The sequence below is a fragment of the Candidatus Persebacteraceae bacterium Df01 genome (assembly GCA_030386295.1).
In the GTDB taxonomy this organism is placed as follows: Bacteria; Pseudomonadota; Gammaproteobacteria; order Tethybacterales; family Persebacteraceae; genus Doriopsillibacter; species Doriopsillibacter californiensis.
Map to the genome: position 1 here is coordinate 308,634 of JANQAO010000001.1, position 20,616 is coordinate 329,249.

19 protein-coding genes, 1 tRNA gene and 1 pseudogene are annotated in these 20,616 nt (G+C 47.7%); 4 read left to right on the top strand and 17 right to left on the bottom strand.

The features are described 5' to 3' along the window. Positions 1-91 precede the first annotated feature (91 nt). Positions 92-2,779, top strand: coding sequence for a pyruvate dehydrogenase (acetyl-transferring), homodimeric type (gene aceE, locus NQX30_01550; protein MDM5147070.1), 2,688 nt, complete (start codon positions 92-94; stop codon positions 2,777-2,779). Positions 2,780-2,869: 90 nt separating this feature from the next. Here aceE and NQX30_01555 read toward each other — a convergent pair whose 3' ends face one another. Both NQX30_01555 and NQX30_01560 read right to left on the bottom strand, forming a co-directional pair. Next, positions 2,870-3,715, bottom strand: a complete 846-nt coding sequence (locus NQX30_01555; protein ID MDM5147071.1) for an amino acid ABC transporter permease — start codon at positions 3,713-3,715, stop codon at positions 2,870-2,872. Beyond that, a complete protein-coding gene (locus tag NQX30_01560) occupies positions 3,712-4,434 on the bottom strand; it encodes an amino acid ABC transporter permease (GenBank protein MDM5147072.1) in 723 nt (240 codons plus the stop codon). The genes NQX30_01555 and NQX30_01560 overlap by 4 nt, the downstream gene beginning before the upstream one ends. A gap of 205 nt (positions 4,435-4,639) precedes the next feature. On the opposite strand from NQX30_01560, the gene NQX30_01565 reads away from it, so the two are divergent. After that, a complete protein-coding gene (locus NQX30_01565) occupies positions 4,640-5,467 on the top strand; it encodes a transporter substrate-binding domain-containing protein (GenBank protein MDM5147073.1) in 828 nt (275 codons plus the stop codon). Positions 5,468-5,544: 77 nt separating this feature from the next. Here the strand turns inward: NQX30_01565 and NQX30_01570 are convergent. Beyond that, positions 5,545-5,616: transfer RNA gene (locus tag NQX30_01570), tRNA-Ala, on the bottom strand. Between the two features lie 86 nt (positions 5,617-5,702). Continuing rightward, a complete protein-coding gene (gene fba / locus NQX30_01575; GenBank protein MDM5147074.1) occupies positions 5,703-6,758 on the bottom strand; it encodes a fructose-bisphosphate aldolase class II in 1,056 nt (351 codons plus the stop codon). A gap of 247 nt (positions 6,759-7,005) precedes the next feature. Between fba and hrcA the strand changes: the two genes are divergently transcribed. Further along, positions 7,006-8,088, top strand: coding sequence for a heat-inducible transcriptional repressor HrcA (hrcA, locus tag NQX30_01580; protein ID MDM5147075.1), 1,083 nt, complete (start codon positions 7,006-7,008; stop codon positions 8,086-8,088). A gap of 85 nt (positions 8,089-8,173) precedes the next feature. On the opposite strand, the gene NQX30_01585 is transcribed toward hrcA, so the two are convergent. The 11 genes and pseudogenes from NQX30_01585 to NQX30_01635 all read right to left on the bottom strand — a co-directional run bounded on the left by NQX30_01585 (position 8,174) and on the right by NQX30_01635 (position 17,895). Then, the gene (locus NQX30_01585; GenBank protein MDM5147076.1) at positions 8,174-9,187 is read right to left on the bottom strand and encodes an agmatine deiminase family protein; all 1,014 of its coding nucleotides are present in this window, start codon (positions 9,185-9,187) and stop codon (positions 8,174-8,176) included. A gap of 177 nt (positions 9,188-9,364) precedes the next feature. Continuing rightward, on the bottom strand, positions 9,365-10,717 hold the full coding sequence (locus NQX30_01590) for a branched-chain amino acid ABC transporter permease (GenBank protein ID MDM5147077.1): 1,353 nt from the start codon (positions 10,715-10,717) through the stop codon (positions 9,365-9,367). Next, positions 10,717-11,729 (bottom strand): annotated as a pseudogene (locus NQX30_01595) (branched-chain amino acid ABC transporter permease). The gene NQX30_01590 and the pseudogene NQX30_01595 overlap by 1 nt, the downstream one beginning before the upstream one ends. Positions 11,730-11,740: 11 nt before the next feature. After that, positions 11,741-12,442 carry an ABC transporter ATP-binding protein gene (locus NQX30_01600; GenBank protein MDM5147078.1) on the bottom strand — a complete coding sequence of 234 codons (702 nt, stop codon included), beginning with the start codon at positions 12,440-12,442 and terminating at the stop codon, positions 11,741-11,743. Beyond that, on the bottom strand, positions 12,442-13,215 hold the full coding sequence (locus NQX30_01605) for an ABC transporter ATP-binding protein (GenBank protein MDM5147079.1): 774 nt from the start codon (positions 13,213-13,215) through the stop codon (positions 12,442-12,444). Before NQX30_01605 ends, NQX30_01600 begins: the two co-directional genes overlap by 1 nt. A gap of 160 nt (positions 13,216-13,375) precedes the next feature. Beyond that, entirely contained in the window at positions 13,376-14,569 is a 1,194-nt protein-coding gene (locus tag NQX30_01610; protein ID MDM5147080.1) for an MFS transporter, read from the bottom strand. A gap of 321 nt (positions 14,570-14,890) precedes the next feature. Further along, positions 14,891-15,166, bottom strand: coding sequence for an STAS domain-containing protein (locus NQX30_01615; protein ID MDM5147081.1), 276 nt, complete (start codon positions 15,164-15,166; stop codon positions 14,891-14,893). Next, complete coding sequence (locus NQX30_01620) at positions 15,163-15,759, bottom strand: ABC transporter substrate-binding protein (protein ID MDM5147082.1); 597 nt, start codon at positions 15,757-15,759, stop codon at positions 15,163-15,165. The genes NQX30_01615 and NQX30_01620 overlap by 4 nt, the downstream gene beginning before the upstream one ends. A 3-nt stretch (positions 15,760-15,762) precedes the next feature. Further along, positions 15,763-16,227 carry an outer membrane lipid asymmetry maintenance protein MlaD gene (mlaD, locus tag NQX30_01625; protein MDM5147083.1) on the bottom strand — a complete coding sequence of 155 codons (465 nt, stop codon included), beginning with the start codon at positions 16,225-16,227 and terminating at the stop codon, positions 15,763-15,765. Between the two features lie 4 nt (positions 16,228-16,231). Continuing rightward, positions 16,232-17,038, bottom strand: a complete 807-nt coding sequence (locus tag NQX30_01630) for an MlaE family lipid ABC transporter permease subunit (protein ID MDM5147084.1) — start codon at positions 17,036-17,038, stop codon at positions 16,232-16,234. Between the two features lie 44 nt (positions 17,039-17,082). Then, entirely contained in the window at positions 17,083-17,895 is an 813-nt protein-coding gene (locus NQX30_01635; protein ID MDM5147085.1) for an ABC transporter ATP-binding protein, read from the bottom strand. A gap of 327 nt (positions 17,896-18,222) precedes the next feature. Here NQX30_01635 and erpA point away from each other — a divergent pair, with 327 nt between their 5' ends. Beyond that, complete coding sequence (erpA, locus tag NQX30_01640) at positions 18,223-18,621, top strand: iron-sulfur cluster insertion protein ErpA (protein ID MDM5147086.1); 399 nt, start codon at positions 18,223-18,225, stop codon at positions 18,619-18,621. A 132-nt stretch (positions 18,622-18,753) separates the two neighbouring features. Here erpA and cyoE read toward each other — a convergent pair whose 3' ends face one another. Together cyoE and NQX30_01650 are read right to left on the bottom strand one after the other, a co-directional pair. After that, positions 18,754-19,641, bottom strand: a complete 888-nt coding sequence (gene cyoE / locus NQX30_01645) for a heme o synthase (GenBank protein ID MDM5147087.1) — start codon at positions 19,639-19,641, stop codon at positions 18,754-18,756. Continuing rightward, entirely contained in the window at positions 19,638-20,615 is a 978-nt protein-coding gene (locus NQX30_01650; protein MDM5147088.1) for a COX15/CtaA family protein, read from the bottom strand. The genes cyoE and NQX30_01650 overlap by 4 nt, the downstream gene beginning before the upstream one ends. Position 20,616: the final 1 nt, after the last annotated feature.

Below are 20,616 nucleotides of genomic sequence, written 5' to 3' on the forward strand. Positions count from 1 at the left end.
GCTTTTGGACCGTTCCCTATTTCATTTTGCAGTGATGCCGTCCGCCTCTTGATGCTGACTGGGTTAGAATATATAAAAGAGATAAACATTTATGAATAACAACATCATCTCATCGGACATTGACCCCGAAGAAACGCGAGAGTGGCAGGACGCGCTGGAAACAGTCATTTCTGCTGCCGGTCCTGAACGGGCGCATTTCTTGTTGGAAAAATTGATTGACCAAGCACGCCGCGGCGGTGCTTATTTACCATATTCGGCGAATACTGCCTATATTAATACGATCCCGCCCTCGCGTCAGCAGCCGTCACCGGGCAATCACGAATACGAAGCCCGCATTCGTTCTTATGTGCGCTGGAATGCGCTTGCTATGGTGGTACGCGCTAATCGCAAACCGGGCGATTTGGGCGGGCACATTGCCAGTTTTGCATCATCCGCTGTATTTTATGATGTGGGGTTTAATCATTTCTTTCGTGGGGCACTGCCAGACGCTCCCGATGAAGCTAAAGAATATGGCGATTTAGTGTACTTTCAAGGACATTCGGCGCCGGGAGTTTATGCGCGAGCGTTTTTGGAAGGTCGCATCAGTGAGGAACAATTAGATAACTTTCGTGCCGAAACTGGCGGCAAAGGTTTGCCATCTTACCCGCATCCGTGGCTGATGCCTGATTTTTGGCAGTTCCCGACCGTCTCTATGGGGCTGGGACCGATTATGGCGATTTATCAAGCGCGCTTTATGCGGTATTTGGAAAATCGCGAACTTATTCCGACAACTGATCGAAAAGTGTGGGCATTTATGGGCGATGGCGAGATGGACGAACCAGAATCGCTGGGTGCCATTTCGTTGGCGGCGCGTGAGGGGCTGGACAACTTGGTTTTTGTAGTCAATTGCAACCTGCAACGGTTAGATGGTCCGGTGCGCGGCAATGGCAAAATCATTCAAGAATTGGAAGCGGTTTTTCGCGGTGCAGGGTGGAATGTCATCAAAGTCATTTGGGGTTCGTATTGGGACACGCTATTGTATCAAGACAATCAAGGGTTGCTGCGGCGGCGTATGGAAGAGGCACTGGATGGCGATTATCAGACCTATCGTGCTAACAGCGGTGCCTACATTCGCGAACATTTTTTTGGTAAATATCCGGAGCTCAAAGCCATGGTGGCGAGTATGACCGATGAGGATATTTGGCGATTAAATCGGGGCGGTCACGATCCGCACAAGGTTTATGCAGCGTTTCATGAGGCATTTAATCATCGCGGCCAACCAACCGTTATTTTGGCCAAGACCATTAAGGGATATGGTATGGGTGATTCTGGTCAGGCGCGCAACACCGCCCACCAAAAAAAGAAAATCAGCGATGAATCGTTGCGTCGGGCGCGTGATCGTTTCAGGTTGCCGATTAAAGATGAAGATGTTGACAGTGTGCCGTTTTATAAGCCACCGGCAAGTTCACCAGAAATGCAATATTTGCAAGAGCGGACAAAAGCTATGGGCGGTGGTGTGCCGGCTCGTAAAAGCCAAGTTCCGGCGCTTGTTGTTCCGCCATTGGAGATTTTTAACGCCTTACTGAGCGATACGGGTGAGCGTGAGATTTCTACCACGATGGCTTTTGTACGAATTTTGTCGGTGTTGGTGCGCGATAAAAATATGGGGGCGCAAGTAGTGCCTATCGTCCCCGATGAATCGCGAACATTTGGTATGGAAGGCATGTTTCGGCAGTTGGGAATTTATTCTCGCCACGGACAGCTGTATCGTCCTGAAGATGCTGACCAATTAATGTTTTACCGTGAAGACAAAAAAGGGCAGATTTTGCAAGAAGGTATTTGTGAAGCCGGCGCTATGTCATCGTGGATTGCGGCGGCGACTTCATACAGTAGTTACGGATTGCCAATGCTACCGTTTTATATTTTTTATTCTATGTTTGGTTTTCAACGAATTGGCGATTTGGCGTGGGCAGCAGGCGACATGCGGGCGCGGGGCTTTTTGTTGGGTGCTACGTCTGGGCGCACCACACTCAATGGTGAAGGGCTGCAGCACGAAGACGGGCACAGCCAAGTGCAAGCGCAGTTAATTCCCAATTGTATGTCGTACGACCCCGCCTTTGCCTGCGAGCTGGCGGTGATTGTGCAAGACGGCATGCGGCGCATGCTACAAGAGCGCGAGGACGTGTTTTATTACATCACGCTACTTAATGAAAATTATCACCACATCGCCCTACCGGAAAAGTCTAATGAAAATATTTTGCGTGGCTTGCACTGCATTGCCGTAAGCGAAATTAAAAAACCGGCAGCGACGGTACGGTTGTTGGGTAGTGGCGCGATTTTGCAGGAAGCCTTGGCGGCGGCGGATTTGTTGGCGCAAGATTTTAATGTGGCGGCAACAACGTACAGCGCCACCAGTTTCAATTTGTTGGCGCGTGATGGTAACGATTGTGCACGTTGGAATTTGTTACACCCAACTGACAAGTGTCGCGTTTCGCATGCGGAAAAACTGTTGGGCGGTGATGCTTCGCCGGTTGTTGCAGCGACCGATTATGTGCGTTTGTATGCTGAACAAATTCGCGCTTTTGTGCCAACGCGTTATGAAGTACTGGGCACAGACGGTTTTGGTCGTTCTGATACGCGTTGGAACTTGCGCCGTCATTTTGAAGTCGACAGATACTATATTGCTTATGCTGCACTGGTGGCATTGGCCGCCGACGGTAAGGTGTCGACCAAGCTGCCGACACAGGCAATGAAAAAATATAAATTGAGTGCCGATGCGCCCAATCCGTTGGGTGTGTAATCAGTTGGGTGGAGAGTAAACATTAACGACCTTACCTGAATCGCTAACGTAGGTTTAGAAATTCATGCTTAACATCTAGCAAATGCGACGTTATTCTCGCACTAATTGTAGTCGTCGTGCTAAAAACAGTAGCGGCCAGCACAGCATAAAATAAAACACGGCGGCTAATAGCCAAGTTTCGAAAATCTGCTGTGTGGATACCGCCGTTTCTTGAGCACTAAACGTGAGTTCTTGCACGGAAATTACTGACAAGATTGCCGAATCTTTAACCAGTAATATTAATTGTCCGGTCAATGGTGCCGCCGTACGTGCTGTCGCTTGCGGCAAAATAACTAAACGCAGTGTGTGCCATGATGATAACCCCATGCTACGTGCGGCATTCCACTGACCTCGTTCTATTGAAAGCACACCGGCACGTAGTATTTCGGTGACAAAAGCGGCTTCAAAAATCGCCAAGCACAATACACCGCTGATGAAATTTTCTGCTTGTGCCGGATCCCCAAATAGCAGGCGGCTAATTGTATTGTCTGTCGGTGTTATTTCGCCGGTAAAAATTTGTGAGCTGACGAAATAAAAGAAAATAAAGATGAAAACAATTGGAGGCAAATGCCGCAAGCTTTCCACATACAGCTTCGCCATAAGACGCAGCGCCGTCACGGGCGACAATGCCGCTGCCGTCACGATGCCGCCGATGAGTAGTGCTAATATACCGCTAAAAATCATTAACCGCACACTGATTAACATGCCGTCTAGTAGCAACCCGCCGTGCCAACCATCTTTGTTGTGGGTTGCGATGTATTCTAGCGGTAGCGACCAGTGCCAGATATAGTTGAGTGCTGTACCGGCTTCGTATAGTAACCAGAAAAAAACGACAACGACGAACAAGCACACAAACGTATCTGTCGTTTGCCAACGATGGGCTGCGGGAATTTTCATTTGTTTTTTTGAACACGGGTTTCCCAGCGCCCTAAGATTAGCGCCAGTGGTAGACACACTGCCACATACAGAGCGCCAACGATAAGCCATATTTCAAAAGTTAAAAAAGTTTCTGATACTAAATTGCGTGCGGCATCGGTAAGGTCAGCAATGGCAATAACAGTCACAATGGACGAATGTTTGATGAGTGACACAAATAAATTGGCCAGCGGTGGTAGTACTAGTGGCAGTGCTTGCGGGATAATTATCAGCCGCCAACGCCGCGCACGAGACAAACCCAGTGCCTGTGCGGCATCTATTTGCGCTTGCGGGACATTGATAATACCAGCGCGAAAAATTTCGGCAGCAAACGCACCTTCAAATAACGCCAGTGCAAAAACACCGATGGTGAACTGTTCCCATCCAAAAGCGCTACCAACAATAAAATACCAAAGATAAAGCTGTACCAATAACGGTGTGCAGCGCATGATGTTGGCGTATCCCGAAGCCAGTCCGCGGAAGGAGCGCTGCGGTGACACGCGTGCTGCGGTTGTCAATAAACCAAATACTACCGCCAGTGCCGCCGCCAGCAGAGAGATTTTTATTGTTGTCATGGCACCGTACAATAGCGGCCCCGGAACCCATCCGCCGTCTTCCTCGCGTAGTATATAACGCCACAGGCGTCCCCAGCGCCAGCGATAGTCCATGTCAACAACGCCGCGATAAAATGCAATCACCATAACTGTTAGTAATATTAACGACAATATTGTGTGCCACCGCTGTTTCCCACCCCAGTTTTTTACCTCAGCTGCCTTTAACGAGCGTGTTATAATCGTATGCACTTTTATTTATTCCGGTTCTGTTTTATTGATTCGGGTTATTTTTTCAGGCGCTCTTGCCCGTTTTTAATTTTGGTAATTGGTCACATCAATAAAAGTAAATGCTATGAAAAAGCACATTCAACCGCTCATAAGCCACTTTCGCTGGCTCACAATCGTTATTATCGCATGCGCTGTCTTGCCGGCGTTGGCGAATGATAGCGTCATTGATGACATGCTGGACAGAAACAAGTTGCGTGTGGGGTTAAGTAGTTTTGTTCCGTGGGCGATGCGTGCCAAAAATGGTGAATTTATCGGTTTTGAAGTGGATGTCGCTAAGGAAGTTGCCAAAGATATGGGAGTGGAACTAGAAATTGTTCCGACAGCGTGGGACGGTATTATTCCAGCATTGCTGGCGAAAAAATTTGACATTATTATCAGTGGTATGTACATCACGTCGGCACGTAATTTACAGGTGAATTTTACTCAATATTATGACCGCAATGGGTTGGATTTGGTGGCTAATCGCGAGTTAGCGGGAGGTATGAAAAATATTTCCGATTTCAATCGTCCGGATGTTATTTTTTCCTTAAGGCGCGGTACCTATCCAGTCGCTTATGTCAAAAAGACGCTGCCACAAGCACAAATCAAACAGTTTGATGACGATGCTTCAGCTCGTCAGGAAGTACTCAACGGGCGAGCTCACGCTTGGATAACGGCAGAACCACAGCCGCGGTTTTCGGCGTTAGACTATCCGGACAAATTATTTCAACCCATTGCCGAGCGGCTAACCTACAATCAGCAAGGCATGGCGTTACGTAAGGGTGACATTGATGCGCTAAATTTCTTTAACAATTGGATTGCAATTAAGAAACAATCCGGTTGGCTACAGGAGCGGCACGAATATTGGTTTGGTGGCCGGGAGTGGGCAGAACAAGTTGGCGATAATAAATAGTAATTTTTATCGTTAGATGACTGCCGCTTACGCATTGAGGGCGGTTGCTATTTATCAAGTAAGATAACAAAATTCGGTGGAGGCAACGGGGGTCGAACCCACGACCTTCTGGATGCAAACCAGACGCTCTACCACTGAGCTATGCCCCCGAAATGTCAAAAAATAGATTCTAACCGTGTTTGCTGAATTTGTCACGCAGGAAAAAATATTGTGATGCAAGCCGATGCTATACCATTTAATGCATTAGTGTGCCAGTAGCGTATTTTTCGGCTATTGTGTCAAGTGAAGCAGGTTTGATTTTTACCGCTTGACCGGCGGCACCAAAAGCCTCTAGGCGTGATTGGCACAATTCGCGCATTTTGGCAATAGCTGGCTTGTTAAATTTGCGAGGATCAAATTCTTGCGGTTGTTCGCGGGAAATTTTTCGGTACTGACCGATAATCGCCATGCGACAGTCAGTGTCAATATTGACTTTTCGGACACCGTATTTGATACCTTCCACAATCTCTTCCACCGGCACACCAAAAGTTTGTGGCATAGTGCCGCCATTTTCATTGATAATGTCTTGCAGTTCTTGTGGCACGCTAGAAGAGCCGTGCATGACCATGTGCAAAGTTGGTAGTTTTTCGTGAATACGTCGCACCACGTCCAACGCTAAAATATTCCCATCCGGTTTGCGGCTAAATTTGTAGGCGCCGTGTGAGGTGCCAATTGCTACCGCTAGCGCGTCTACTTGCGTCGCTTTGACAAAACGTTCAGCTTCATCTGGGTCGGTGAGTAGCTGCTCACGACTGAGTTCGCCGTCAAAACCGTGCCCGTCTTCTTTATCACCTTTGCCGGTTTCCAAAGATCCTAGGCAGCCGAGCTCGCCTTCTACGGAAACGCCGATAAGATGTGCCATATTACATACGCGCCGTGTAACGGTGGCGTTGTAATCATAGTCGGCTGGTGTTTTTCCGTCTTCATGCAAAGAACCGTCCATCATCACGCTGGTAAAATTGTTAGCGATAGCTGATAGACAAGTTTGCGGATTGTTGCCATGGTCTTGGTGCATGACAACTGGAATATGCGGCCACATTTCCGTTGCTGCTTGCATTAGACGGCGTAAAAACACATCACCAGCGTACTGTCGTGCACCGCGGCTGGCTTGAATAATAACTGGCGCGTCAACGGCGTCAGCTGCCTGCATGATGGCTTGAATTTGTTCCATGTTGTTAACATTGAACGCCGGCACGCCATAACCATACTCGGCAGCGTGGTCTAATAATTGTCGCAACGTAATAAGTGCCATATTTTTCCTTTATGTTGGGATAAGAAGCAAATAATTGTACACGCTTGCTACAAAGACAGCTACTGGTCTGACGGACATTTCAATGTCATCCGAATTCTTATACAGCAGATATTGGTTGCGACGTTGAGTTATAGCGTATCCAGCATGTGCTGGTTATCATTTTTTGTCTTTTATGGATGAGTAAGATAATGTTTGGGAGGGCGAGAAACATGTTTTTTGTAGCGCAAAATTTATCAGTGCATGACAGATGGCTTTGGGGGCTATAATCAATCGCATGGATAGTGCCATTAACAGCCGTTCTAAAGCGATATTAAAGTCTATCGTGCGCGAGTATATTCGTGGCGGTGAGCCAGTTGGCTCACGTACATTATCGCGAATTACCAATCTCAATCTCAGTCCGGCGACTATGCGCAATATCATGTCAGATTTAGAAAATATGGGTTTTTTGATGAGCCCGCACACATCCGCCGGACGCGTCCCCAGCGCTAAGGGATTTCGGTTTTTTGTCGACCATTTGCTTACTGCTCGGCCACCCGACGAAGCACTAATTAATCGTTTGCGTGATAACGTACGTGGTGACACCGCCGCCGATGTGCTTGCTGCCGCGGCTAATACTGTCTCCCAGCTTACTCGGTTTGCTGGTTTTGTTGCCGCTCCGGCGCGTGGCACGTTACGGATTCAGCAATTGCGTTTTGTCAAGCTATCATCCAGCCGAGTGCTTACCGTGGTGGTAACGGTTGACGGTGAGATTATTAACCGCATTTTTGAATGCGAGAGGCCACCGCAGGAGCGTGATTTGGCTGCTGCAGCACGTTTTTTTAACCGTTACCTTTGCGATTTAACTTTTGAGGAAGCTAAAAATCGATTACGGGAAGAAATGAAAAATTTGCGTGGTGAAATTTCACGGTTGCTGGCCGGTATGATGAAAACAATTGATAACAAGCTTGCCGATGCAGAGGGCACTATTCAAGTAGCTGGTGAACTGAATTTGCTCAATCAAAGCGAGTTGACTGCCGATGTGCGTAACTTGCGGCAGTTGTATGCTCTCTTTAACAAGAAAAAAGAATTTTTTAGCATTATTGATCGCGGCAGCCGCGCCGAAGATGTCTGCGTATTTATCGGCAACGAGTGCGGTCATGATGCGCTATCCGAATGCAGTTTAGTGTTGTCACCGTTGGGGCATGACGATGACGGTACGGTGCTTGGCTATTTGGGCGTTATCGGACCGAAACGAATGCGTTATCAGCAAGTCATTGCCACGGTGGATGTGGCGTCCAAACTAGTATCACATTCGCTACAACAGCTGCGTTTGGAAGAGTTAAACGCCTAGCGTAAGGCTAGAGAGAAAGTGAGAATTTATTATTTTATTACCGCATAAAAAATAATTTGTGCGGAAAAATGGTTATTGTTGAAAATTAATTTCCCGCCGGCTGTTGCTGAGTAATGCAGTGAATGCCACCGCCACCAGCGACAATAACATTAGCCGGAACGGATGTGATTTTGCGGTTGGGAAAAGCTTCGGCAATAATAGAGTGCGCCGTATCGTCTTCTTTAATGCCAAACGAAGGCATTATTACACCACCATTGGCTAAATAAAAATTTATATAAGACGCAGGTGCAAAATCGTCTCTTTTACATATTGGCGGGCGGGGGAGTGTGAGGACCCGCAATTGCCTTCCCTCTGCGTCCGTAGCGTTGTGTAGTCGCCGAATATTTTCTTGCAATAGAGCATCATTATCGTCCTGCATCGCTAACACTGTACCGGCAGCGGTGAAACAGGCGGCATTATCCACATGGCCGTCGGTTTCTTCGTCGTAAGTGTTACCCGCGAGCCAGATGATTTTTTTTGCACCCAAATAATTGCGTAAGTACGCTTCTATGTCGGCGCGCGACAAATGTGGATTGCGGTTGGGATTGAGCTGGCACTGTTCGGTTATTAGTAATGTTCCTTCGCCGTCGGTGTGAAAACTGCCGCCTTCCATCACCAGAGGCGCTACAAACCGGTGTAATTGTAAATGTTGCAAAATGTGACCGGCAACGGCGTTGTCGGCACTATAAGAATGATATTTATTTCCCCAAGCATTAAACTGCCAGTCTATACCAGCGCATTCGCCGGCATCACTAACCAAAAATGTGGGGCCGTTGTCACGCAGCCACGAGTCGTCAATGGGAAGCGGCAGTACTTCCGCCGCGCCGCCCAGCATGTGGGCAGCGTTATCAGCATCCTGCGGGTGCGCCACCATCGTAACTGGTTCAAATGCGGCAATGCTTTGGGCAACGTCGGCATAGGCAGCGCGAATCGTTTCCAAATTTATGTTTGTTGGCCAAGCTTCTTGGCGGCACGGCCACGCCATCCAGCAACGTTCATGAATCGCCCACTCGGCGGGCATCCAAAAACCAGCAGTGGCGGGCGTTTTTTCTTGATTCATGGGCAGAGCATAGGAAGACTTAGGCAGCGAAAATGCCTAGCATTCTCTAACCGTAGTTTAACAATAATCCAAGTAAAACATTATCAAGGTTTTACTTATTCTTGTTTTTAATCGTTAGCCGGTTAAATTTTTTAAAAACATGCGAACTCGTGACCTCGTAATATTATTATGATGCCGTTAATCGTCCCGCCGTACACGCTCCGGCAAAATGCCTCCGGGCGCAAAACGCATTACCAGCAGCAACACCAGTCCCATAAACAGCAAGCGCATGTGTTGCGCATTGGCAAGCAAGTGTAAGCGTAAGGCGTTATCGTTGTCCAGCCATATTGTCGCCACATCCACCAGTTTTATCCCCAGCGGTTCTGCTTCTACCCACATCAACCAAATAAATGCACCTCCCAGTACCGCGCCTAAGTTGTTTCCAGCGCCGCCTACTATCGCCATTACCCAGATTAAAAAAGTAAATCGCAGTGGGTGATAAGCGCCCGGCGTGAATTGTCCATCCAATGTTGTCAGCATAGCGCCGGCTATGCCGGCAATCGCTGAGCCGAGAATAAATATCTGTAAATGACATTTTTTGACATCTTTGCCCAAAGCAGCAGCGGCGGTTTCGTCATCACGAATCGCACGCATCATTCTCCCCCAAGGTGAATTAAGTGCCAGTTCGCATAAAAGCAACACTGTCAACAACACAGCCAAAAATAGCCCGGCGTAGCATAGCTTGACGACAATGCTGGAAGCATTAATTACCAGCGTGTGCAGTGTTGCTTCTCGCGCTGCCTCGTCCAATCCGCTCAGGGCACTGCGGTCAAACCATTCTACTGCACGCACAAAAGTGTCACTTTGTTGTAGGATAATTTCTCGCGGTACAGGTCGTGCCAAGCCAGTAACATTTTTCACGCCGCGCGAGAGCCAGTCTTCGTGCTTGAGTACGGCGATGATGATTTCTGAAATACCTAAAGTAGCAATCGCCAGATAATCGGCGCGTAATCCCAGCGCAATTTTTCCTACCAGCCACGCCGCTGCCGCTGCCAGCAGTCCGCCGCCAATCCATGATAACAGCACGGGCAGACCCAAGCCACCTAAAAATCCAGTTTTGGCAGAGTTCACCGATTCTATGGCACTAGTCGCTGCTTGATAAAAATGTCCGGCAACTAGTATGCCGATGATAACAATTACTGTTGGCAGCCATTTGTTTCTGCGTTGTCGTCGTAAAACCGTTGCTATTACCCCCGAAATGATAATGATAGCAAGTGCCTGCAGTAATCCGTTACCGCCGGCTTCCCATGCTGCCGCTACCGGTGAGTGCGATACCAGTACTACCGCTAAACCGCCCAATGCGGCAAAGCCCATGATGCCGACATTAAATAATCCAGCGTACCCCCATTGGATATTGACTGCCAGAGACATGAGTGCCGAAATCAAACACAAATTGAGCACTGTTAGCGCCAGCGACCACGAGCGTCCCCAGCCTACCGCTGCCAGTAGAATAAAAAAGAGAACATAAGCAATGAGTGTGCGCTTGTGTATCACGGAGCACTTCCACGAAAAATGCCAGTTGGACGAATCAGCAAAGTTAGCACTAAAATAACGAAGGACACGGCAAATTTATATTCGGTGGACAAAAGTTGTACGAGCCCGGCGGGCGCCCAGTCGGTGGGTAGCAGATAAGTGAGAAATTTTTTATAGACATAGGTTAGCCCCACCTCGGAAAAAGCAATAACAAATCCGCCGGCGATGGCGCCTGCCGGTTGCCCAGTCCACCGACAATTGCCGCCGCAAATACCGGTAGTAGTAGCTGAAAATAGATGAAGGGTTTGAAACTTTTGTCCAACCCGTACAGTGTGCCAGCAACGGCGGCAAGTATGCCGGTCATAATCCACGTAATGATAATGATGCGGTTTGGCGAAATACCTGACAGTAGAGCCAGCTTTTCATTGTCTGAAAAAGCGCGCATGGCTTTGCCGGTTTTGGTAGCACGTAGAAACCAAAATAGTGTTGCCGCCAACAGTGCTGCAGTAAAAACGGTTAGCGCCTGCGAAGTACGAATCGCCAATCCTTCTTGCAAACCGCTTAGCTCTTTGAAGGTGCTGACAGTAATGATAAAGCGTTCGCCATCATCAAAACGCACATCGTCTACGCCAATAACTAAACGTACTATTCCGTTGAGTACAAACATAATTCCGATGGATGCCATGAGAAAAATAATAGGAGGGCTTTTTTTTCGGCGATAGTAGGCGTACACCGATTTGTCTGCGGCAATGACAAAAATAATGGTAGAGGCAATGCCGACGGGCAATGCTAATAGCGCCGTGGGGAGAGGCGCTATGCCAATGCCCGCTGTTTGTAGAGCTTGTGTGGCGAGAATGGTGAACATCGCGCCAAACGCCATTGTGTCGCCGTGGGCAAAATTGGAAAAACGCAGCACGCCATGTACCAGCGTTACGCCTAAAGCGCCCAGCGCTAATTGAGCACCATAAGTTACCGCTGGTATCAGTACAAAATTAGCGAGTAAGACAAAAGCGTTAGCGAAATCCGTCATGAGTAGTTGTCTTAACCGCCTAAAAATGAACGTCGCACTTCGGAGTCCGCCAGTAATTCTGCTCCCGTTCCGGTATGCCGGTTTTCGCCGGTTACCAGCACATAAGCACTGTCGGCAATAGACAGCGCTTGGCGGGCGTTTTGTTCTACCATCAGCACCGCTACACCGGAGCGACTGACGGCAACAATGCGGGCAAACAATTCATTCATTACCAACGGAGACACGCCGGCAGTCGGCTCGTCCAAGAGCAGTGCCGAAGGACGCGTCATCAGTGCCCGCCCTACCGCCACTTGCTGCCGTTGACCGCCGGAGAGTTCGCCTGCCGGCTGGCGGCGTTTTTGTTTAAGAATAGGGAACAGGTCAAATACTTCGGTCATTGTGCCGCTAATATCATCATCGCGCAGATAAGCGCCCATCTGCAAATTTTCTTCTACGCTCATATTTACAAACACGTTGTGTGTTTGCGGTACAAAAGCAATGCCCGCCTGCACTCGTTGTGGTGGTGGCAGTGTAGTAATGTCTTGTCCGCCAAGCGTAACGTTGCCGGTGCGTAAATCAAGCAACCCCAATAGAGCGTTCATCGCTGACGATTTGCCCGCGCCGTTCGGTCCCACAATCACCGCCACCTCACCTTTGTTGGCGCCGATAGTGCAGCCGCGCAAAATATCGGCGCCGCCGTAGCCGCCAGTGAGGTTTTCGCCTTGTAAATGCATCAACCTTGGCGCCCCAGATAAGATTCGATAACGGCTTCGTTGTTTTTGATTTCGTTGATAGTGCCTTGAGTCAGCACGGCACCGTCAGCCATGACGATGACCGACGAGCACAAACGCTCTAAAAAATCTAAATCATGTTCAATCATAAAAAAAGTATAGCCGCGCTCGCGGTTAAGCCGCGCAATGGCATCGGCAATTTCACCTAGCAATGTTTTGTTAACACCCGCCCCAACTTCGTCCAGTAACACTATTTTTGGTGTCGTCATCATGGTGCGTCCCAGCTCTACCAATTTTTTTTGCCCTCCAGACAACTGTCCCGCCGGCGTGTGTGCTAAGTGTGATAGCCGCAAAAAATCCATTACTTCTGCCGCCTGCTTCCGTAATTTTTTTTCTTGCATTCGAACTCGTCCACGTGCAAGCCAAGTGTTGATAATGCTTTCTCCGAGCTGAGAATCCGCCGCCACTAATAGATTTTCTAGCACCGTGAGCTTTGAAAATTCACGGGCGATTTGAAAAGTGCGTAGCAAGCCGGCAGCATACAACTCATGCGGCACCAGTCCGGTAATATCGGTATCCATCAAAAAAATGTGCCCCGATGTGGGTTTGTGCAACCCAGCAATAATATTAAAAAGCGTCGTTTTGCCGGCACCGTTGGCACCGATAAGACCGGTAATTGCGCCGGCAGGAATCTCCAAGCTTACGCCGCTTACTGCCTGCAATCCTCCAAATTGCTTGCATACGTTATTTGTCCGTATTATTGCGGGTAATGTCATGCGGGGATTTTCTCACACGCCGCGCAGTACTTCATCGTGGCAAAACTGCGGTTTATCGTGCCAAACTGACACTGGATGCAATGCAATCGGGTGCGACCGTAATCTGTCGGATTATGTTTTTTGCGCCGCCATCGAGTCTGTTGCATTCAAAACACTAAATTTATTTGCCAGATTGCTTCATGCTATCCAGCCAACGGTCACGGAAATATCGCCTAGCTGCGAGAATGCATTCCAAGGCTGACATACCAGCTGCTGCTACCAATAATAAGATCATACCTTTCGTGGTGATAATCCAGCCTGCTATGAAAGGGAAGCCAAAAACACCTATAAAATAGGAAAAGCCGAATATTTGCATCGTTTTGCTCATTAACTCTGGTTCGGAATCATTGGCAGCCATTGCTTTAACAATCGGGTATGAAACACCATAGCCAATCCCGAACAACACAGCGCCTAAAACATAAAGCAATGAGCTATCGGTAAAGAAGATAAAGCACAACACGCTTGTAAGCATAACAGCTAATAGCAAAGTAATAGTGCCATAGGGTGATCGACCGCCAATGAATTCCGCAAATAGAAATCGGCAAACAATCACCGTAGCAGTATAGGCAAGAAAGTAATTTGCGTAATCCAATCCGTTTTGTTGCGCGTAAATGGTTTGAAAATTGGTCACTGCAGCAAAAACCGAAGCGCCTAGCCCAACCATAATGATTGGACGTGCAGCGCGCGAACATAAGACAGCCTTGATTGAAGTCCAGTTTAGTCCACTATCATCGTTGACGCTATCACCGTGCGATAATGTTGTGAGTGCCCTACGAAGTCCGATGAAGGTAATGCCGCTTATGAGGCACAATACCGACGATATGGTGAAAGTAATATTGATTGCATAACCTGCTTTGACGAGATAGTTACCTAGCACAGGCGACAAACCAAATCCGGCCATAATAAAAATAGACAATAATGTGAAAATGCGTATTCTTTCTGATTTTTTGGTGATTTCGGTTAATACAACTGGTGTTAGGACGTAAAACATCGCCCACCCGATCCCTAGAAAAATACCTGCTAAATAATGCATGGGTCCGATGACTGACAAATAGCCAAACAAAAAAAGTGAGACGGCGATAATTATTGAAGCTAACCCTATGGTGTTCACCCGTCCAAGCATAGCAGTCACATGACCAAGGAAATATATAGTGACCAGTGTGGCTATGGTGGTTGCCATAAGAACGTTACCGACGTCTTTTTCATTTGCCCCAAATTCACGGAATAGTAATGGAAGAAGAAAAGTCAAACCATAGGTTCCAGCTTGCAGAAATGTTGCAAAAAAATAGAATGCCAAAGTTAAAAATTTACTCATAAATAGAATCTCTAACGGTTATGTTTTCCGCAGCGAGGCAAGTAGGATAGTGTTAATATCAGCATAACTTATCGGCAATTCTAATGGCATTGATGTTCCGTCTATTGCTAGTGTTGAGATATTTAAAATCAGTTTCGCTGGGCAAACCACTTTGTTATCTTTCAAAGGTGACCTATATATCGCCGAGATTCATTAAAGTTACCCTGCCTTCCATAAAACACACGATATTCATCCATAAGGATTGCAAAATCACTTATCTCCGGGCGCTGGCGGGGATTTTCTCACATGCCGCGCAGTGCTTCATTGCTGTAAAGCTGCGGTTTAGGAAGAAAACAAATCCGACAGTTGGTAAAGTTTAATCAGGTCTCGTAACCGCGGTGGAATGTTGCAAAAAATTAATCGGCAATTTTTTTTTTGTGCCTCTCGCTTCCACTCAATGAATGCACACACCGCCGCGGTGCTACTGTCTTCTAAATTAGAAGCATTTATTTCAAGAGTTGAATTAGGGTTGATGTGTTTTCGTCCTTCGCTAAAACATATTTCCGCGTTTTCAAAACGCATGGCTGGCGGGCGATAACGGACAATCGCAGAACTCATGGTTGGGCTACCATTTTTTCTAGCATTTTAGCCAGCCCGTCAAAACCGACTTTATTAATCATTCTGCCAAATTGACGCCGAAAATTAGCGATAAGACTAATTCCTTCAACTTTAACATCAATTATCCGCGGTTCGTCACCGGCAAACAGGTAATCAATACGAGCGCTTTTGTCCTTGCCGCGCACATTCATTACTACCAAAATTTCGCCATTTTCCTGTTGTTTGGCTTTTACTATTTCAGTTTTTTGGTCATCGTATTTTGTCAGCACCTTCGCGTAGGTTTTTTCTAGCAGTTGCTGAAAAGCGGCGATAATGCGTTTTTTTTCTTCGTTGCTGGCGCGTCGCCAGTGTTTGCCGAGTGCCCGTTGAGTGATTTTAGAAAAATTCAGTAGAGGCGATATTTCTTCACGCATAAGCGCTAACGCTGCGTCGGAGTCAAGAGCGTCATTTTGCTTCAATTCAATCAGTGCGCTCAACATATCATTATTACGCGTTTCCAAGTCGCGGCTAATCTCTTTGGGTGTGGTGGCCGCAGCGCTAACGCTAACGACAAGTGCCGCTAAAAAAGTTATTAAACGATTTGCCAATTTCATGGCTTACTCCCCTGCTTTGTCGAACAAAAATTTGCTAATTAAGTGTTCCAACACAATAGCCGAATTACCATGTACCGTAGAATTTTCGGGTACATTTTCTTCTTCGCTGCCTGGTTCAATGGAGATATACTGCCCACCGAGTAAGTTGCTGGACACGATAGAAAAAATAGAGTCGATGGGAAATAAATACGGCTTGTCAATGACCAATGTTGCTTCGGCAACAAATTCGTCATTGATAAAATTAATTTCTTTAACTCGCCCTACTCGGACACCAGCACTTTTGACCGGAGAACGCGTTACCAGTGAGCCGATATTGTCAAAACGAACTTTGACGAGGTAGCCGCCATCAGCAGAAATGCTGGTGAGATTAGCAGCCCGTAAAGCGATAAACACTACTGCCACAGCAGCAAACAATACAAAAGCACCGACAGCAAAATCTAACCGTTGGCGCATGGCTTTTGTTTGCATGATTTCAGTTTACCATGAACGCAGTGAGAACAAAGTTGAATCCCAGCACGGCCAAGGAGCCCTTAATCACTGTGCGAGTAGTGGCATTGGCGACACCTTCCGCTGTGGGCAAACAAAAATAGCCTTCGTAAATAGCGATGAATGTGGCGACAAAACCAAAAAACAGGCTTTTTAGCGTGCCTAAAACAAAATCGTCATAAAATAGTACCCGTTGCTGCATTTCTGACCAAAAAACGCCCTCGTCAATGCCAATTTGCGGTACCGCGATGAGGTAAGCACCGATAATGCCGACGGCATCAAAATAAATTGTGAGCAACGGTAGTGCGATAAATCCGGCCCAAAGGCGCGGGCTCAATTCGCGGGCAATCGGATCCACTGCCATAATTTCCATTGCTGCAATTTGTTCGCTGGCTTTTTTTAATCCGATGGAAGCGGTAATTGATGTGCAAGCACAACCTACAAACAATAGCCCCGAACTAACAGGGCCGAGCTCGCGAAATAATGTCAGCGCTACGCCGGCACCGATGACTTCCACTTGCCCGTAGCGCGCTAGTAATACATAAAATTGCAAACCTAGAACAAAGCCTACAAAAATACCGGCTACTAAAATAATAATCAGCGTATTGACGCCGCTAACCTTGAGTTGTTTGATAATTAGTGACGGTCGCCGCAGTGCTGCGCCGCTAGAACCGATCACGGTTAGAGCGAAGCGTGTTGCTTGTCCCAAATTAAAAAGCGTGCTAACCAGCGGCCAACCAAGCCGTCGAATATAGCCGGCGATGCTGTAATCTCGCCGGTCACGACCGCGCATTACGTTGTTTTTCTCAGCCTTCGGCGGGGAGTTTGAGTCAGAGCTCATGTGTTGCTACGCAATCCCATGTCTTGTACCAGTGGCGGTGCTGGTTGGTGAAACGGCAATGGTCCGTCAGTGCTGGCATCAACAAATTGGCGCACATAGGGCAGCGAGGAATTTTGCATTTCAGCTGGCGAACCTTGGGCGACAATTTCACCTTGCCACATAAGATACACGTAATCTACAATACGAAACGACTCTGCTACATCGTGAGTGACGATAATGGAAGTGGCATTGAGGGCAGCGTTGAGCTTGTGAATCAACCGCGCTGTTATCGCTAAAGAAATGGGGTCTAGTCCGGCAAAGGGTTCGTCGTACAAAATCAATTTAGGGTCCATTGCCACCGCTCTCGCCAATGCTACGCGCCGTTGCATGCCACCGGATAATTCTGATGGAAACAGCCGTGCTGAACCGCGTAAGCCAACGCCTTCTAATTTGAGCATGACAACATCGTGAATCGTTGATGGCGATAAATTAAAGTGTTCACGTAGCGGAAAAGCTACATTGTCAAACACCGACAGGTCGGTGAACAGACCGCCAAATTGAAACAGAACACCCACTTCGCGGCGCAATTCGTACATGTCAGAACGACTGATGTTAGTGAGTGGGCGTCCTAGCAGTGTCACTTCCCCCTCGCCTTCGGATTTGACTTGACCACAAATGTTACGTAACAGCGTGGTTTTACCGCTACCACTACCGCCCATGAAGGCAACCACTTGACCGTGCGGGATAACAAGCGAAATGTCGTTCAAAATTTGCCGACGGGAATCGTATGCGAACGATAGATTGGATATTTCCAAGGCATTTTCAGGCACAGTTAAATTCTATCACGCGACACCTGTTTATGAATTTGGACGAAGGGTTTATTTGTATGGATAACTCAAGAAGAAATAGCTAAAAAATCGTTTCGGCACGTGAAAAAAAGCTAAGAAATTGGTAAAGATACGGCGTGTTTGTTCTAATTAATATTTATGAAAGTATTTGTTGGCGAGCGATAACTATCAAGTTAATGAAAGTATGCTTTCTTGCTGTATTGACAATGCACTTCGTTACTGATAGCATTACGAAATTGTATTTCTTTCTTTTTGGCTGAATGAAACAGTCAAAAAATATTCTTCAGTCTTTCCAATAACACTTCTATTATGTCTTTTCCGACACCTAAAATTGACAATGCCGATACCGATGCTGTCAGCACCACGCCTGCTAATGTTGCCATTGATGTTATCTTTACCGATAGTGCGGCAAAAAAGGTTAAAGCACTTATTGAAGAAGAGCAAAACCCAGCACTCATGTTGCGGGTGTTTATTTCAGGCGGGGGTTGTTCTGGCTTTCAATATGGCTTTAGTTTTGACGAAGAGTGTGCCAGTGATGATTTTACTGTGAAAAAAAATGGTGTCACGGTGCTGGTTGATGCTATGAGTTATCAATATCTTATTGGCGCCGAAATTGACTATCGCGAAGGATTGGAAGGTTCTCAATTTGTTATTCGCAATCCTAACGTAACTTCTACTTGCGGTTGCGGTTCTTCTTTTTCGGCTTGATTTTTTAGACCGGTTCCATAGGGTTCCGTACGGGTTCGCGTTGAGCTAACCAATTTTATAAAACATAAAATCAAAAAAATCAGGACCTTATTGAAAAAGGGCAGTCTCTTTATCGGAGAAGGAAAAATCGTTTTATGAAAAAGTAGCGCCGACAAAGGCGTCTACAAACATTGCCGCAAACAGTAACGCCAAATAGGTGATGGAGTACGAAAACAAGCGTCGCCCGTCGTCGTCGGCTAGTGTTTGTCGCAACCGCCACGACAGTCGGATAAAACGTATTCCTAAAAATGCGGCGGCAGATAGATAAATTATGCCCGACATACCAGCGATAAATGGCAGTAGCGATACTGCGAGCAGGATGATGCCATAGAGCACAATTTGTGTGGCGGTAAAGCGTTTGCCGTGCGTGACTGGTAGCATGGGAAGACCGGCACGGGCATAATCATCAGCGCGATACAGTGCCAATGCCCAGAAATGCGGTGGTGTCCAAACAAAAATAATGAGAAACAAGAGTAACGGCTCAAAGGTTAACGTTCCCGACACCGCCAGCCAGCCGAGTAACGGTGGCATGGCACCGGACGCGCCGCCGATAACAATATTTTGTGGTGTTGCGCGCTTGAGATACAGGGTATATACCACCGTATAACCGAAAAAGGTCGCCGCTGTCATCAACGCCGTCAGCACGCCACCAAATCGTACTGTTAGCCATAAACCAGATATGCCTAATAGTATAGAAAAGCCTGCCGCCTCCGGCAAGTTAATACGCCCTGCCGGCAGCGGTCTAAAACGGGTGCGTTTCATTACTGAGTCAACATAGCTTTCCACCATGCAGTTGCAGGCTGCTGCTGCTGCCGATACTAGCGTAATGCCGAGTAGCGTTAAGCACACGGCAGCTGGGTCTGCTGGGTGTTGCAACATAGCCAGTGCCGAGCCGACGGCAGCAGTAAAAGCGATAAGTGCTACTACTCGTGGTTTGGTGAGAGCCAAAAAATCACGCGCTAGTAGAGCAGCTGAAATCATGCTGCGGTGGACGGCGTAAATAATTTCGCCGTAAGCGCTCCCACGGAGGCGGCAAGCAAGGCGGCAATACCATTGTGTGCTACGGCTGCCCATATTGGTAAACCGGCAACCACATTGATAATGCCTAGCGCAATTTGGGCTGTCAACAACACGAGTAGTCCCACCGCACCGCCGCGCATGCCGTGCCGCCACAACAGTATTGCAAAAAAGCTCAATACCACCGAGGCGACGAGTGCGCCAATGCGGTGCACCCAATGAATGGTGGCTAGTGCCGCGCTACTAATGGGAGATCCATCCATATTTTTGTGTAGTGCACGTTCCAATTCAAATCCTCGCCAATCCAACACTGGTGGTGTCCAGCCGTTTTGGCATAAGGGAAAATCAGGACAAGCCAGTGCTGCATAATTAGTGCTTACCCAGCCACCCAAAAATATTTGCATTGCTAGTGTTGCGGCAGCTAACACAGCAACAATACGCAAAATTGTCGGTGCGCGAGTTGGCGGGCGTGTTGCTAGCGCATAGGCAATGGTGGCAATAATTAATAATCCGCCTAACAGGTGTGACGATACCACGAGCGGACGCAATCTATCGGTGACGGTTAGCATTCCCAGCAATGCTTGTCCGGCTACCAACACAGCCAGCACAGTTGGTGCATAGTTGCGCATAACTTTTCCACCAGTAGGAGTAGAGCGCAGAGATAGTACGGCGGCGGCAAACAACACCAAACCTAGCAGACCGGCGATATAACGGTGGCCGACTTCAATCCATGCTTTGCGCGGATCCAGAGGCCAATCTGGTGAGTGGGCAGCAGCGGTAGCGGCATCCGGCACACCGATAAGTTGTCCATAACAAGCGGGCCAGTCAGGACATCCCAATCCGGCGTCGGACAAACGGGTAAAAGCACCGGCAACAATAACAAGTAATGCTAACGGTGCCGCAGCGGCTAGCAGCCCGCGTGTAGATAGTTTTATCATG